Here is a 14089-nt window from a genome sequence, read left to right as displayed (position 1 = left end):
AGCCGATGCTACGTGGCCGGCGCCTGCGCCGTTGATGAGGACTGGCCGCGACGCAGACTGAACCCGACCCCGACCCAGCCTGCACCGGCGATGATAAGGTCGATGCCGAGAAACAAGCCGAGGATGTAGACGCTGTTGATCGGCCAGCGCGCCAGAATCAATATGCCGAGTAGCAGCGTGATCACGCCCGAGAGCGCCACCCACCCCCAGAATGTCCCGCGCTTCATGCTCAAAGCCAGGAAGATTCTCAGGATGCCGGAGACAACCAGAGACGCGCCGAGCAACAGGGTGAGCAGCACCGCGGCGAAAAGCGGATTCTGGAAGGTGACGAAACCGGCGACAACATAGAGCACACCGAGCAAGGCCCAGATCAGGAACTTGCCCCAACTCTTCATCTGGAAGGCGTTAATGACTTCCGCAACGCCGGCAATGATCATCATCACGCCGACCATGAGAACGCTTGCGACCGTCGCGAGGAACATGCTGCCAAGCGCAATCGTGCCGCCAAAGATGTAGACAACACCGAGTGCGACGATCCAACCCCACTTAGCCCGCAGAGGCGCGACGTTCGAACCAGCCTGAAGATTTTGCGAAACGTCCGAAGCATTTGTCATGACGGTCCTCCGTTAAGCGAAACCCATCTGACGTCGATGCACGCCAAGATAGCGCACCAGGGACATCGGCCACAATAGTGGAGGCCCGCTGGCGACCCGACGCCTGTTGAGCAGATCTGGAAGGCGCAGTTTGCTGCGGATGGCTGATTACGCCAGTCGCCGGACGAGATGAATCGTTTGCGGGTCCTGCGCGGGGGCGATCTCAAAACCCTGCTTCTTCAGCACGTTCAACATGCCGCCGTTCTCGGCCAGAACGTCTGCGACAAGCTCGTGAAGCCCGGATTCACGAGCAATCTGCACGAGATGCCGGGCCAGGATCGAACCGACGCCACGTCCTTGAAATGCATCGACCACGAAGAAGGCGACCTCGGCGCTGCCGGGACTGGTGACGATATATCGTGCACCGCCCACGATTGCGGGACGGCCATTCTCTTCCGAACAGCCGACCAGAGCCACCTGGTTCCTGAAATCGACGTTCATGAAAAAGGCGATTTCCTTTTCGGAAAAGTGCCGCCTCGCAACAAAGAAGCGCCTCCGCAGGGATTGCAGGCTGCTAGCGGCCAATACCGCAAGCATTTCCTTCTCGTCCTCGGGTCGGAGTGCCCGGATCACGATCTTGCGACCGTCGCGCAGAATTTCCGTAGCGGAGTAATGTGCTGCCTCTGCCATCACGATCTCCGGTTCCAAAAGGCACGGCGCGAGGGCTAGCGATGAAAGGTCGCCATTGCCTGACCGGCACCAACCGGCGCGCGGCCTGAGCGCGAGGCTCAGGTCCGCGCTCACACGGAGGTGCGACCAGCACTCTGTTCAGGATCGTCTTGTTAAGCCCAAGCACAAGACCGCTTAGCCGTAGTCGTAGAAGCCCTTGCCGGCCTTGCGGCCGAGACGGCCGGCATCGACCATTTCCTTCAGCAGTGGCGCCGGACGGTATTTCGGATCGTTGAAGCCGTTGTAGAACACCTCCATCACCGACAGCATGGTGTCTAGGCCGATCAGGTCGGCGAGCGCCAACGGGCCGATCGGGTGGTTGCACCCGAGCTTCATGCCGGCATCGATCTCCTCGGCGGTCGCGATCCCTTCCTGAAGCGCGAACACCGCCTCGTTGATCATCGGGCACAGGATGCGGTTGACGGCAAATCCAGGGCTGTTCTTGGCGGTGATCGGCACCTTGCCGACGCGCTTGGCGAACGCTTCGGCCTTGGCCTGGGTGTCATCGGAGGTCTGCAGGCCGCGGATCAGTTCCACGAGCGCCATCACCGGGACCGGGTTGAAGAAGTGCATGCCGATGAAGCGGTCCGGACGGTCGGTGGCGGCAGCCAGCTTGGTGATCGAGATCGAGGAGGTGTTGGTGGCGAGCAGCGCCCGCGGCTGCAAGCTCGCGCAAAGATCCTTCAGGATCTTCACCTTCAGTTCTTCGTTCTCGGTCGCCGCCTCGATGACGAGATCGCAGGACGTGAGCTTGGAGTTGTCGGTGGTCGCGGTGATGCGCGCAAGGGCGGCCTCGCGATCTTCCGCCGTCATCTTCTCCTTCTTGACCAGGCGCTCCAGGCTGCTGCCCACCGTCGCCAGCCCCCGCGACACCGCGGCGTCGGAAATATCGACCATCACAACCTTTACGCCGGCCGCCGCGCAGATCTGGGCGATGCCGTTACCCATGGTGCCCGCCCCGATGATGCCAACGGTGTCGATCATTGTTCCAATCCCTCTCATCTCCTGAGCCGCGTCACGCGGCCCGTTACCGGTTCGAAGATTGCGGCCGTGAGCCGCGCCGGGGTCTCTTTATCAGGATGGTCCGGCCGCCGATACAGCGCAGTTCACCGTTCCTGCGCCGCTCGCACGTCGAGCACGGCCTGAGCCCATTCGGCCGGGCACTCCTGCGGCAAATTGTGGCCCGCATCGCGAAAAACCCGCCGCTCGAAACGGCCCTCGAACATGCGGGCATGGTGGGCCGTGCCCGGATTAACCCCATCAGAACCCCCGTCGATAGCGACGGTGGGCACCCGGATCGGCGGCTGGGCCGCGAGGCGCTCCTCGATATCGGCATAGGCGGGATCGCCTTCGACGAGCCCAAACCGATGTCGGTAGGAGTGAATCACGACGTCGACGAAATCCGGGTTGTCGAACGATGGCGCCGTCTGCTCGAAGGTCGCCTCGTCGAAGGCCCATTTCGGCGACCACATCGACCAGAGCTGGCGGGCAATACCGCGCCGGTTCCGTTCCAGGCCGCGCCGGCCGCGTTCGGAATGAAAGTAGTACTGGTACCACAGCGCGGCCTCCTCCGGCGGCGAGACCGGCTCCATGGCGCGGGCGATGTTCTGGATATTGTAGGAATTGCCAGAGACCAGCCCCACGACCCGTTCCGGATGAAGTGCCGAGACAATGCAGGCGGCCCGCCCGCCCCAGTCATAGCCGCCGAGCACCGCGCGTCCGATCTTCAGGCCGTCCATGAACGCCAGCAGATCGGCGCCGAGCGCAGCCTGCTCGCCCGAACGCGGGGTGGACTCAGAGAGGAACCGCGTCGGCCCGTAGCCGCGCAGCCATGGCACCAGCACCCGCGCGCCTGCCCGGGCGAGAAGCGGCGCGGCTTCCGCATAGGCGTGAACGTCGTAGGGATAGCCATGGCCCATGATGCAGGGCCAGCCGTCCGCCAGACCGTATTCGAGATACGCAATCCTGAGAACACCGGTCGTTACCGTCTTCGGCTCCATGCGGGCCCTCCCTCGACACCTTTGAATTCCAGGCCGCACCAGTCCGGCGCGTCGAGCGCAACCGCGCATGAACCATCCCGCGGTTAGCCTCGCTGAACATCGTGGCAATTGGCATATGAGCAAACGGCATGTTCGTCACCAAAACCCGTTCGAGGCGACTGAGCTTTGGCGCGCTTGCGCTTGTCCTCGCTTTTCGCGCCCAGTCGCCTTGGGCCTGCTAGGAGCCGGCCGATATGATCGCATCCTCGCTTCGATTGGGGGGCATGTCCCGATCAGGCGGCCAAACGCTTTGGTGGCGCTATCAGAACGGCGGTCGGTTGGACGCCTCACATCGTCGCGCCCAGCACCCAGGGAGCGAACTCGGCGCCGCCGAAATCGAACATTTCGCTCTTGGTTGGCTGGCCGGACGCAGTCTTCAGCATCAGCTCGAAGATACGCTGGCCACATTGCTCGACCGTCTCCTCGCCGTCGAGAATGGTGCCGCAGTTGACGTCCATGTCATCTTCCATGCGCCGATACATCGGCGTGTTGGTCGCAAGCTTGATCGAGGGCGCCGGCTTGCAGCCGAACACGCTGCCGCGTCCGGTGGTGAAGCAGACGAGATTGGCCCCGCCCGCCACCTGTCCGGTCGCCGCCACCGGGTCGTAGCCCGGCGTGTCCATGAAGACGAAGCCCTTCTTGGTCACGGGCTCGGCATATTGGAGCACGTCGACGAGATTGGTGGTGCCGGCCTTCGCCATCGCGCCCAGCGACTTTTCCAGGATCGTGGTGAGACCGCCGGCCTTGTTGCCTGGGCTCGGATTGGAGTTCATCTCCGCGCCTTCGCGCGCGGTGTATTCCTCCCACCAGCGCATTAGGCCGACGAGCTTTTCGCCGACCTCGCGGCTCACAGCGCGCCGTGTCAACAGATGCTCGGCGCCATAGGTCTCCGGCGTTTCCGAGAGAATGACGGTGCCGCCGTGCCGGACGAGAAGATCGCTCGCGGCGCCCAGCGCCGGGTTGGCGGAAACGCCGGAATAGCCGTCCGAGCCGCCGCATTGCAGGGCCACCGTAAGCTCACTCGCCGGAACGGGCTCGCGCCTGGCATTGTTGGCATCAGCGAGCGCCTCGCGCACGAACGCAATGCCCGCCTCCACCGTCTTGCGCGTGCCGCCAACCTCCTGGATGTCCATCGCGCGAAGGCGGCCGGCCAGCTTCTGCTCCTCGATGAAACCTCCGATCTGATTGATCTCGCAGCCCAGCCCGAAAACGATCACGGACGAAAAGTTCACATGCCGCGCATAGCCGCCGAGGGTACGACGCAGTACCGCCAGCGGCTCGTTCTGCGTCATGCCGCAACCGGTCTTGTGGGTGAGCGCGACCACCCCGTCGACATTCGCAAAGTCGGCGAGCGGATTGTCCCCCGTGAACGGGTTCTTCTTGAAAACATCGGCGACCAGGCTAGCTACATGCGCGCTGCAATTCACCGAGGTGAGAATGCCGATATAGTTGCGCGTGGCGACGCGGCCGTCGGGACGGCGAATGCCGTCGAAGGTTGCCGGCAAATCGAAGTTCGGGGTCGGCTTCACATCGACGCAATACGCGTAATCCTTGGCGAAATCGCCCATCCCGCAGTTCTGCACATGCACGTGCTGGCCCGGCGTGATCGGTATGGTCGCAAAGCCGATGATCTGGCCGTAGCGCCTGATCGGCTCGCCCACCGCAATCGGCTTGATGGCGACCTTGTGACCGGCCGGAATGCGTTCGGCCGTCGTCACGCCCTTGGCGACCACCATGCCTGGCGGCAGGCTGGCGCGCGCGATCAATACACTGTCATCGGGGTGCAGGCGAATGACCGGAGCTGGAGTCATAGGAGTCTCCTTTTGGAGGCGAATAGCGAATGGCGAGCGGCAAGTGACAGAGGATCAAGAACTATACGCTACTCCCTATCCGCCATTCGCCGGCGATCACGCCTTTCCGCCGGAGTCTTTCCGCGTCTGCGCGACCTGCATCTTGGCATAGGTCATCATCAAGCCGCTCTCGTTGGAGAGCGTGACCAGCTTGAACCCCATGTTGATGGCGCGCACCGCGCCTTCGGCGCCGCTGCAATGAATGCCGGGGTAGAGATTGCGCTTGCCGCACTCCTTGATGATCTTCTCGTAGATCTTCAGGATTTCCGGCTCGTCGCGATCGAGCTTCGGCACCAGCCCGTAAGAGAAGCCGAGATCGGAGGGGCCGATATAGACGCCGTCGATGCCTTCGACGTCGAGGATCGATTCCATGTTCGCGACCGCGGTCCTGGTTTCCATCATCGGCAGGCAGACGGTGTCCTGGTTCGCGGTCTGCTGATAGGTGCCGGCCGAGCCATACATGCCGGCACGGATCGGACCGTTCGAGCGCGTGCCGCGCGGCGGATACTTGCAGTAGGAGACGAAGTTCTCGGCTTCCTGCCTGGTGTTGACCATCGGACAGATCACGCCATAGGCGCCGCCGTCCAGCACCTTGCCGATCATGCCTGGCTCGTTCCACGGCACCCGCACCATCGGCGTCACCGGATGCGCCTGCATCGCCTGGAAGCATTGCACCATGGACTGATAGTCCTGCACGCCGTGCTGCATGTCGACGGTGACGCTGTCGAAGCCGCACTGCGCGATCACCTCGGCCGAGAAGCCGGACGGAATCGCGAGCCACGCGTTCACCACGGCCTTGCCAGACGCCCAGATCTGTTTGACCTTATTCGCCACGTTGCTTTCCTTCCCTGTTGTCATCACTCTCCGTCATTGAGAGCGAAGCGAAGCAATCCAGGCATTTCGCCGCGGAAATACTCTGGATTGCTTCGTCGCTACGCTCCTCGCAATGACGGCCAAAAATGTTAAGCAGTTGCGCTTTGGATGCTGACCTCGCTCACGCCGACTTCGCGAGCGGTGTTCACTATCGCCGCCCAGGTATCATCGGGCAAGGGTATGCCGTTTCTGGTGCGCTCGGCCCGCGTCTTCCGCTCGGGATCGCCGGGGATCAGGACCTGTTCAACGCCGGCAACCGGCTTGGTCGCCCTGATGAAGTCGACGTAGCGCGAAACCTCGCAGTCGAAAACACTGCTGGTGTCGACCACCTTGGGATCGACGTAGAAGGCAAGCATGCCGTTGGCAAAGCGCCGGTTCGGCGCGGTCGCTCCCGTTCCGGTGAGCGCGCCGCCGAGCAGTTCGCAAATGAACGCGAGGCCCGAGCCCTTGTGCTCGCCGAAGGCGCGGATGGCGCCCGTCCCTTTGGTGTGGTCGCGAGGGCCGTCCGGCGTGTGGGGCCCGTAAAGCACAGTCGGATCCTCGCTCAGGGTCCCGTCGGAATCGATCAGTGCGCCTACCGGCAACTTCTTTCCGCCGCGGCTTGCGACCAGCACCTTGCCCTCGGCCACGATGGAAGTGGCAAAGTCGAGCACGATCGGATCGTGGCCCTGTCGCGGAATGCCGACACAATAGGGCGCGGTCGACAGCCGCTTCTCGACGCCGCCGAAAGGCGCGACCAGCAGCGAGCCCGCGGCGTTGACGAAATGCACGGATACCAATCCCTCGGCCGCGGCCATCTCCGCCCAGTCGCCGACGCGCCCGATATGGCCGGCGTTGCGGAGCGCGACCGCGGCGAGCCCCGCCTTCCTGCATTTCTCAATGCCTATTCTGACCGCTTGCGGCGCGACCGTCTGGCCGTAACCGAACTTGCCATCGACGACCGCGAGCGAGGGCGTGTCGACGACCACTTCGGCATTCTGATTGGGCACGACCGAGCCCATCTTCTTCCAGCGGATGTAGACCGGCACGCGGATCACGCCGTGACTGTCGTGCCCGGTGAGATTGGCCGTGGTCAGATAGGTGGCGATACGTCGCGCCTCCTCGGGTGAAGATTCCGCATGCGCAAACACCTCGGCGACAAAGTCGATCAGTTTCTGAACTTGAATCGTAACCATCTGGGGGTTTCTGCCTCTGCCTTGTTCCCTTGTCGCGGAGCGGGCCTAACCGACGTTGTCCGTCCCGGCGCCGATTTCATTGGATCGGCTTGGCAAACACTTTGAGCGAAAAACGGCTGCCATGTCCATGGTCCTCCGCGCATGGTCGCGCATATCTGCCTTCACTCGTCCGCTGTTGCGTCCGTCTCCTCCTGAGGCCTCAGTCCGGCGAGGCTATTCTCCAGTTCGCCCAGCATCTGCTGCAGCTCAGCCAACTTCCGGGCGCCGTAGCGCCTGGTGATGTCGGCATAGATGGCTTCCGAGCTCGGCGCGACGGCAGCCATCAGTTTCAGGCCCTTCTCCGAGATCGATACCGTGCTGCGGCGCTGATCCGTCTTGACGGTCCTCCGCTCGATAAGATGACGCGCTTCCAGATCGCGCAGGATCCGGGACAGGCTGGGGCCGAGCAGAAAGGCGGTGCGCGCGAGTTCCGTGACCTCAATGACCTCGATCGCCGCGAGCGCCCGCAGGATGCGCCATTGCTGCTCGGTCAGGCCGTGCTGGCGAAGCGAGGGCCGGAACTGGCGCATCACGGCTTCGCGGGCCCGCAGCAGCGACATTGGCAGCGAACGGGAAAACTCCCGCATCGGCACGCTGCGGCCGGCCGGCGCGCCGTCGTCGGAGCTGTCATGCGACTTCTTCTTTGCCATTTCAGCTATCCGTTGCGGCACCCGCAAGAGTTTGCACTGCAACAAGCGCGATTTCGATTTGACGGATACATTTAACATGTTAAGTATCGTTTGCCACCTGTTTAGTTGATCTCCATGACCCTTTCCAACGACGACATCCAGAGTTGTGCAAACCGCCTGCACCAGGCGGAAAAGACACGCACGCAGATCCGGCAACTGTCGCAGGACTATCCTTCGATCACCATTGAGGATTCCTATGCGATCCAGAAGGCGTGGATTGACCTCAAGCTCGCCGAGGGCCGCATCGTCAAAGGCCACAAGATCGGACTGACCTCGAAGGCGATGCAAAGCGCGCTGAACATTGACGAACCGGATTCCGGCGTGCTCCTCGACGACATGTTCTTTGCCGACGGCGGTCTCGTTCCCTCGGACCGCTTCATCGCCACGCGCGTGGAAGCCGAACTCGCCTTCATCATGAGCAAGCGTCTGGTCGGACCCGATTGCACGATGTTCGACGTGCTCAACGCTACCGATTTCGTGGTGCCCGCGCTGGAAATCCTCGACACGCGCATCGAACGGGTTGACCGTGAGAACAAGGCGACCCGAAGGATCTTCGACACCATCGCCGACAATGCGGCGAACGCCGGGATCGTGCTCGGCGGCCGGCCGATCCGCCCGCTGGAGGCAGATTTGCGCTGGATCGGCGCGCTGTGCTTCCGCAACGGCCAACTCGAAGAAACCGGGCTTGCCGCCGGCGTGCTGAATCATCCGGCGACGGCGGTCGCCTGGCTCGCCAACAAGATCGCCCCGCTCGGCTTAGCGCTCGAGCCCGGCCAGGTGGTTCTGGCCGGGTCCTTCATCCGCCCGATCGAGACGCGCAAGGGCGACACAATTCAAGCCGACTATGGAGCCTATGGCTCGGTGAGCTGTTACTTCGCCTGACCGCGCGAAGAGCGGGAGTCAACCGTCATGCCGCATTTCACGATCGAATATTCCGCCAATCTCGAGGACCGCGTGGATATGGGCGCGGTGTGCGAGGTGGTGCGCAAGGCGGCGACCGAGACCGGCGTCTTTCCGGTCGGCGGCATCCGCGTCCGGGCCATCAAATGCGAGCATTATGCGATCGCCGACGGCGGCACTCATTACGGCTTCCTGGCCATGCTGCTCCGCCTCGGCGAAGGCCGCGATCTCGCCACCAGGAAGAAAGCCGGCGAGCACGTTTTTCGCGCGCTTTCCAGCCATCTCGATCCGGTTTTCGCCTCCAGCAAGTTCGCCTTGTCGTTCGATATACAGATCAACGACAAGGAAACGAGCTGGAAGCGCAACAACATCCACGACGCCATGAAAGCGGAGGCCACCCATGGATAAGGTCACGCCCAAATCAGCCGATGTCTTCAAGGCCAACTGCGAGCGCGCCGAACCGCTGCTGAAGAAGCTGAAAGCCGACGGCATCGGTCACATGATCGACGGCAAGATCGTGCCGGCGATTTCCGGCGCCACGTTCGAAACCAGGTCACCGATCGACGGCTCGGTGCTGGCGACGGTGGCACGCGGCAACGCCGAAGACATCGACCGGGCCGCGACCGCAGCGGCGCTTGCCTTCAAGGCCTGGCGCGACATGTCGGCCGCGATGCGGCGGAAGCTGCTGCATCGCGTCGCCGACGCGATCGAGGACAATGCCGACGATATCGCGGTGCTCGAATGCATCGACACCGGACAGGTTTATCGCTTCATGGCCAAAGCCGCGATCCGAGCAGCCGAGAACTTCCGCTTCTTTGCCGACAGATGCGCCGAGGCTAGAGACGGCCTCAACATGCCGAGCGAAGAGCATTGGAACGTTTCGACGCGCGTGCCGATCGGCCCCGTCGGCGTGATCACGCCCTGGAATACGCCGTTCATGCTCTCGACATGGAAGATCGCCCCGGCGCTCGCCGCCGGCTGCACGGTCGTGCACAAGCCCGCGGAATGGTCGCCGGTCACCGCCGCTTTCCTCGCGAAGCTGGTCAAGGAGGCCGGCGTTCCGGATGGCGTCCTGAACACGGTGCAGGGGTTCGGCGAGGAAGCCGGCAAGGCGCTGACCGAGCATCCCGCCATCAAGGCGATCGGCTTTGTCGGCGAAAGCGCGACCGGCGCGGCGATCATGGCGCAGGGCGCGCCGACCTTGAAGCGCGTGCATTTCGAGCTCGGCGGCAAGAACCCGGTCATCGTCTTCGACGACGCCGATCTCGACCGTGCGCTCGATGCGGTGGTCTTCATGATCTACTCGCTCAACGGCGAGCGCTGCACCTCCTCCAGCCGCCTGTTGATCCAGCAGAGCATCGCCGAGCGGTTCATCGAAAAGCTGACCGCGCGGGTAAAGGCGCTGAAGGTCGGCCATCCCCTCGATCCCGCAACAGAGATCGGACCATTGATCCACGAGCGGCACCTTGCCAAGGTGTGCTCCTATTTCGACGTCGCCCGGCAGGAAGGCGCCGTGATCGCAGTCGGCGGCAAGGCGCATGAGGGACCCGGCGGTGGGCATTATGTAGAGCCGACCCTGGTCACCGGCGCCAACGCCAAGATGCGCGTTGCGCAGGAGGAAGTGTTCGGGCCGTTCCTGACCGTCATTCCCTTCCGCGACGAGAGGGACGCCGTCGAGATCGCCAACGACGTGCGTTACGGCCTGACTGGCTATGTCTGGACCAACGACATGGGCCGGGCGCTGCGGGTCGCCGACGCGCTGGAGGCCGGCATGATCTGGCTCAATTCCGAGAACGTCCGCCACCTGCCGACGCCGTTCGGCGGCATGAAAGCTTCCGGCATCGGCCGCGACGGCGGCGACTATTCGTTCGATTTCTACATGGAGACCAAGCACGTCTCGCTGGCGCGGGGCACGCACAAGATTCAGAGGCTTGGCGTTTGATGGAACGTCGTTCCGGGGGGCGCGACGAAGTCGCGAGCCCAGAATGACGAGCTGAGAGGAAGTACATGACACACCCTCGCCTCGCCGCTTACTCCATCAACGGCATCACCGGGTACGGCGCTGTGACCGACAGCGGCATCGTCGATCTGTCGGCGCGCCAGGGCAAGGACTATCCGAGCTTGCGCGAAGTGATCAGTGCCGGCGCACTGATGAAGCTCGCCGAAGAGGCCGCCCGGCATTCGCCCGACCATGCGCTTTCCGAGATCACCTGGTTGCCGCCGATCCCCGCGCCGGAAAAGATCATCTGTATCGGCGTGAACTATCCCGATCGCAACGCCGAGTACAAGGATGGCCAGGACGCGCCGAGATATCCGAGCATGTTCATGCGCACGCCGCGCTCCTTCGTCGGCCACGAGACGCCGCTGGTGCGTCCGCGCGCTTCACCGCAGCTCGACTACGAAGGCGAGGTCGTTCTCGTCATCGGCAAACCGGGCCGGCACATTCCGCAAGCCACGGCGCTCGACCACATCGCCGCAATCACGCTGTGCAACGAGGGCAGCGTTCGCGACTGGCTGCGGCATGCCAAGTTCAACGTCACCCAGGGCAAGAATTTCGACGCGAGCGGCAGCCTCGGGCCCTGGCTCGTGCCCTATAGCAGTGAATCGCAAATCGCCGACATCCGCCTGATGACGCGCGTCAACGGCGAATTGCGGCAGGATGACCGCACCTCGCGGCTGATCTTCGGCTTCCGTTATCTCATCAACTATATCTCAACCTTCACGACCCTGGTCGCGGGCGACATCATCGTCACGGGTACCCCAACCGGCGCCGGTGCGCGCTTCGACCCGCCGCGCTATTTGAAGCCTGGCGATCTCGTCGAGGTGGAAGCCGAAGGCATCGGCACCTTGCGCAACGGCGTGGTAGACGAAGCCTGAACCACACACTCACCGATTGGAAACTGCAATGACCTCCCAGACTGGCGGCGAAGCGATCGTAAGCGGCCTTGTCGCACACGGCGTCGACACGGTGTTCGGCCTGCCCGGCGCGCAGGTCTACGGCCTGTTCGACGCATTTCAGCAGGCCCAGCTCAACGTGATCGGCGCGCGCCACGAGCAGGCCTGCGGTTACATGGCTTTCGGCTATGCGCGCTCGAGCGGCAGGCCCGGCGTGTTCAGCGTGGTGCCGGGACCCGGCGTACTCAATGCGGGTGCGGCGCTGCTTACCGCCTTCGGATGCAACGAGCCGGTCCTTTGCCTCACGGGTCAGGTGCCGACGGACTATCTCGGCAAGGGCCGCGGTCATCTGCACGAGATGCCGGACCAGCTCGCAACCCTGCGCACCTTCGTCAAATGGGCCGAACGGATCGAGTATCCGGCCTCGGCGCCCACGGCGGTCTCGCGCGCGTTCCAGGAAATGCTGTCGGGCCGGCGCGGCCCGGTTGCGCTGGAAATGCCGTGGGACGTGTTCACGCAGCGCGCCGAAACCCGCTCCTCAGAGCTGCTCGACCCCTTCCCCGCGCCGGAACCGGATCCCGACCGCGTAAAAGCTGCGGCGGCGCTGATCGCCGCCAGCAAGACGCCGATGATCTTCGTCGGCTCAGGCGCGATCGACGCGCGCGAGGAAGTGCTCGAACTCGCCGAACTGATCGATGCGCCGGTGGTCGCCTTTCGCAGCGGCCGCGGCATCGTTTCCAACGCCCATGAGCTCGGGCTCACCATCGCTGCCGCCTACCGGATGTGGCCCACCACCGACCTGATGATCGGGATCGGCACGCGCATGGAATTGCCGACCACGTTCCGCTGGCCGTTCCAGCCGCAAGGCATCAGGTCGATCCGCATCGATATCGATCCCGCCGAAATGCGGCGCTTGAGCAGCGATGTCGCGGTCGTGTCCGACGCAAGGAGCGGCACCGGCGCATTGCTGGCCGCCTTGCGCAAGGCCGGCAATCGCAAGACGAACGGCCGCCGTGCGGCGATCCGCGAGGCTTCGGCCGCGGCCCTTGAGGAGATCCAGAAGGTCCAGCCGCAGATGGCCTATCTCAACGTCCTGCGCGAGGTGCTGCCGCACAACGCGATCGTCACCGATGAATTGTCGCAGGTCGGTTTTGCCTCCTGGTACGGCTTTCAGGTGTACGAGCCGCGCACCTTCATCACGTCAGGCTACCAGGGCACGCTTGGGTCTGGCTTTCCGACCGCTCTCGGCGCCAAGGTTGCCCATCCGGACAAGCCGGTGGTGGCGATCACCGGCGACGGCGGCTTCATGTTCGGAGTGCAAGAGCTTGCCACCGCCGTGCAGTACGACATCGGAGTCGTGACTTTGGTGTTCAACAACAACGCCTACGGCAACGTGCGGCGCGACCAGCTCCAGCTCTTCGATGGCCGCGTGGTGGCGGCCGATCTCGTCAATCCGGATTTCGTCAAGCTCGCGGAGTCGTTCGGCGTCGCGGCGTCGCGCGTCACCTCGCCCGATCATTTCCGTCCCGCACTGGAGAAGGCGCTGGCCCATGGCGGGCCTTATCTGATCGATATCGAGGTGCCGCGGGATTCGGAAGTCAGCCCGTGGGCGTTCATACACCCGGCTAAACCGTAAACCTGAGAGGCGCCCCGTCACCGCGCCTTGCGGAAAGTCAGGTTGATGCGCTGGCGGCCGAGCAGCGGATGTTCACCGTCGGCCAAAGGGGCGATGCCATGATAGGCAAGCCGCACCGGACCGCCCCACACCACCACATCGCCGTGCAGCAGCCGGAAACGGCGGGGCGTGTCGCTACGCTTCATGCCGCCGAACAGGAAAATCGCCGTCAGCCCCAGCGATACGGATACGATCGGCGCACCAAGATCCCTCTCGTCCTTGTCCTGATGCAGGGACATGCGCGAGCCCACCTCGTAGCGATTGATCAGGCAGGCATCGGGCAAGAAGCCGGGAAAGCCCACCTCCTCCGCAGCCTCGGTCGCGAATTGCCGCAGCCATTGCGGCATCGCCGGCCACGGCTTGCCCGATTGCGGATCGGTTGCGTCATAACGATAGCCGGCGCGGTCCGTGACCCAGCCACAATTCCCGCAACTGGTCATCGCGACCGACATCTGGTGGCCGCCCGGCGTGATCATCCGGCGGAAAGGCGCTTGCGCCGTGATGTCGCGCAATACAGTCACGAGCTGCTGCTCGAACGGCCGGGCGAAGCCACGCAGCAGCACGGCGCCCTCCGCGATCACCTCGCGCGAGGGGCCTTCATCCGCGATTCCTTCAAACAGATCCGCCGTCAA

General features: G+C 63.6%; 13 protein-coding genes and 1 pseudogene. 5 read left to right on the top strand and 9 right to left on the bottom strand.

From position 1 onward, the window contains the following. Positions 1-8: 8 nt before the first annotated feature. The 8 genes and pseudogenes from HY852_RS09130 to hpaR form a co-directional block, all read right to left on the bottom strand. Positions 9-614, bottom strand: a complete 606-nt coding sequence (locus HY852_RS09130; RefSeq protein ID WP_291604172.1) for an HdeD family acid-resistance protein — start codon at positions 612-614, stop codon at positions 9-11. A gap of 147 nt (positions 615-761) precedes the next feature. Further along, positions 762-1283, bottom strand: a complete 522-nt coding sequence (locus HY852_RS09125; RefSeq protein WP_291604170.1) for a GNAT family N-acetyltransferase — start codon at positions 1281-1283, stop codon at positions 762-764. Between the two features lie 174 nt (positions 1284-1457). Then, positions 1458-2354 (bottom strand): annotated as a pseudogene (locus HY852_RS09120) (3-hydroxybutyryl-CoA dehydrogenase); the annotation flags it as partial. Positions 2355-2428: 74 nt separating this feature from the next. Then, entirely contained in the window at positions 2429-3322 is an 894-nt protein-coding gene (locus HY852_RS09115; protein ID WP_291604167.1) for an alpha/beta hydrolase, read from the bottom strand. Positions 3323-3648: 326 nt separating this feature from the next. After that, positions 3649-5172, bottom strand: coding sequence for a UxaA family hydrolase (locus HY852_RS09110; protein ID WP_291604165.1), 1524 nt, complete (start codon positions 5170-5172; stop codon positions 3649-3651). A 96-nt stretch (positions 5173-5268) separates the two neighbouring features. Then, positions 5269-6045 (bottom strand): aldolase/citrate lyase family protein, encoded by a 777-nt coding sequence (locus tag HY852_RS09105; RefSeq protein WP_291604163.1) that lies wholly within the window; start codon positions 6043-6045, stop codon positions 5269-5271. A gap of 128 nt (positions 6046-6173) precedes the next feature. Then, positions 6174-7259 carry a malate/lactate/ureidoglycolate dehydrogenase gene (locus HY852_RS09100; RefSeq protein ID WP_291604161.1) on the bottom strand — a complete coding sequence of 362 codons (1086 nt, stop codon included), beginning with the start codon at positions 7257-7259 and terminating at the stop codon, positions 6174-6176. A 161-nt stretch (positions 7260-7420) separates the two neighbouring features. Then, a complete protein-coding gene (gene hpaR / locus HY852_RS09095) occupies positions 7421-7948 on the bottom strand; it encodes a homoprotocatechuate degradation operon regulator HpaR (RefSeq protein WP_291604159.1) in 528 nt (175 codons plus the stop codon). Between the two features lie 114 nt (positions 7949-8062). Here hpaR and hpaH point away from each other — a divergent pair, with 114 nt between their 5' ends. The 5 genes from hpaH to HY852_RS09070 all read left to right on the top strand — a co-directional run bounded on the left by hpaH (position 8063) and on the right by HY852_RS09070 (position 13418). Next, complete coding sequence (gene hpaH / locus HY852_RS09090) at positions 8063-8869, top strand: 2-oxo-hept-4-ene-1,7-dioate hydratase (protein ID WP_291604157.1); 807 nt, start codon at positions 8063-8065, stop codon at positions 8867-8869. A gap of 27 nt (positions 8870-8896) precedes the next feature. Beyond that, positions 8897-9295: a 5-carboxymethyl-2-hydroxymuconate Delta-isomerase gene (locus HY852_RS09085; protein WP_291604155.1), complete on the top strand. Its 399-nt coding sequence runs from the start codon at positions 8897-8899 to the stop codon at positions 9293-9295. Next, complete coding sequence (gene hpaE, locus HY852_RS09080) at positions 9288-10829, top strand: 5-carboxymethyl-2-hydroxymuconate semialdehyde dehydrogenase (RefSeq protein WP_291604153.1); 1542 nt, start codon at positions 9288-9290, stop codon at positions 10827-10829. Before HY852_RS09085 ends, hpaE begins: the two co-directional genes overlap by 8 nt. Before the next feature lie 65 nt (positions 10830-10894). Next, complete coding sequence (locus HY852_RS09075; RefSeq protein ID WP_291604151.1) at positions 10895-11764, top strand: fumarylacetoacetate hydrolase family protein; 870 nt, start codon at positions 10895-10897, stop codon at positions 11762-11764. A gap of 28 nt (positions 11765-11792) precedes the next feature. Beyond that, positions 11793-13418, top strand: a complete 1626-nt coding sequence (locus HY852_RS09070) for a thiamine pyrophosphate-dependent enzyme (RefSeq protein WP_291604149.1) — start codon at positions 11793-11795, stop codon at positions 13416-13418. A gap of 17 nt (positions 13419-13435) precedes the next feature. On the opposite strand, the gene alkB is transcribed toward HY852_RS09070, so the two are convergent. Further along, entirely contained in the window at positions 13436-14089 is a 654-nt protein-coding gene (gene alkB, locus HY852_RS09065; protein ID WP_291604147.1) for a DNA oxidative demethylase AlkB, read from the bottom strand.

The sequence above is a fragment of the Bradyrhizobium sp. genome (assembly GCF_016213215.1).
Lineage (GTDB): Bacteria > Pseudomonadota > Alphaproteobacteria > Rhizobiales > Xanthobacteraceae > Bradyrhizobium.
Note: the sequence above shows the minus strand (reverse complement) of the source record. Positions and strands in the feature narration are given on the sequence as shown.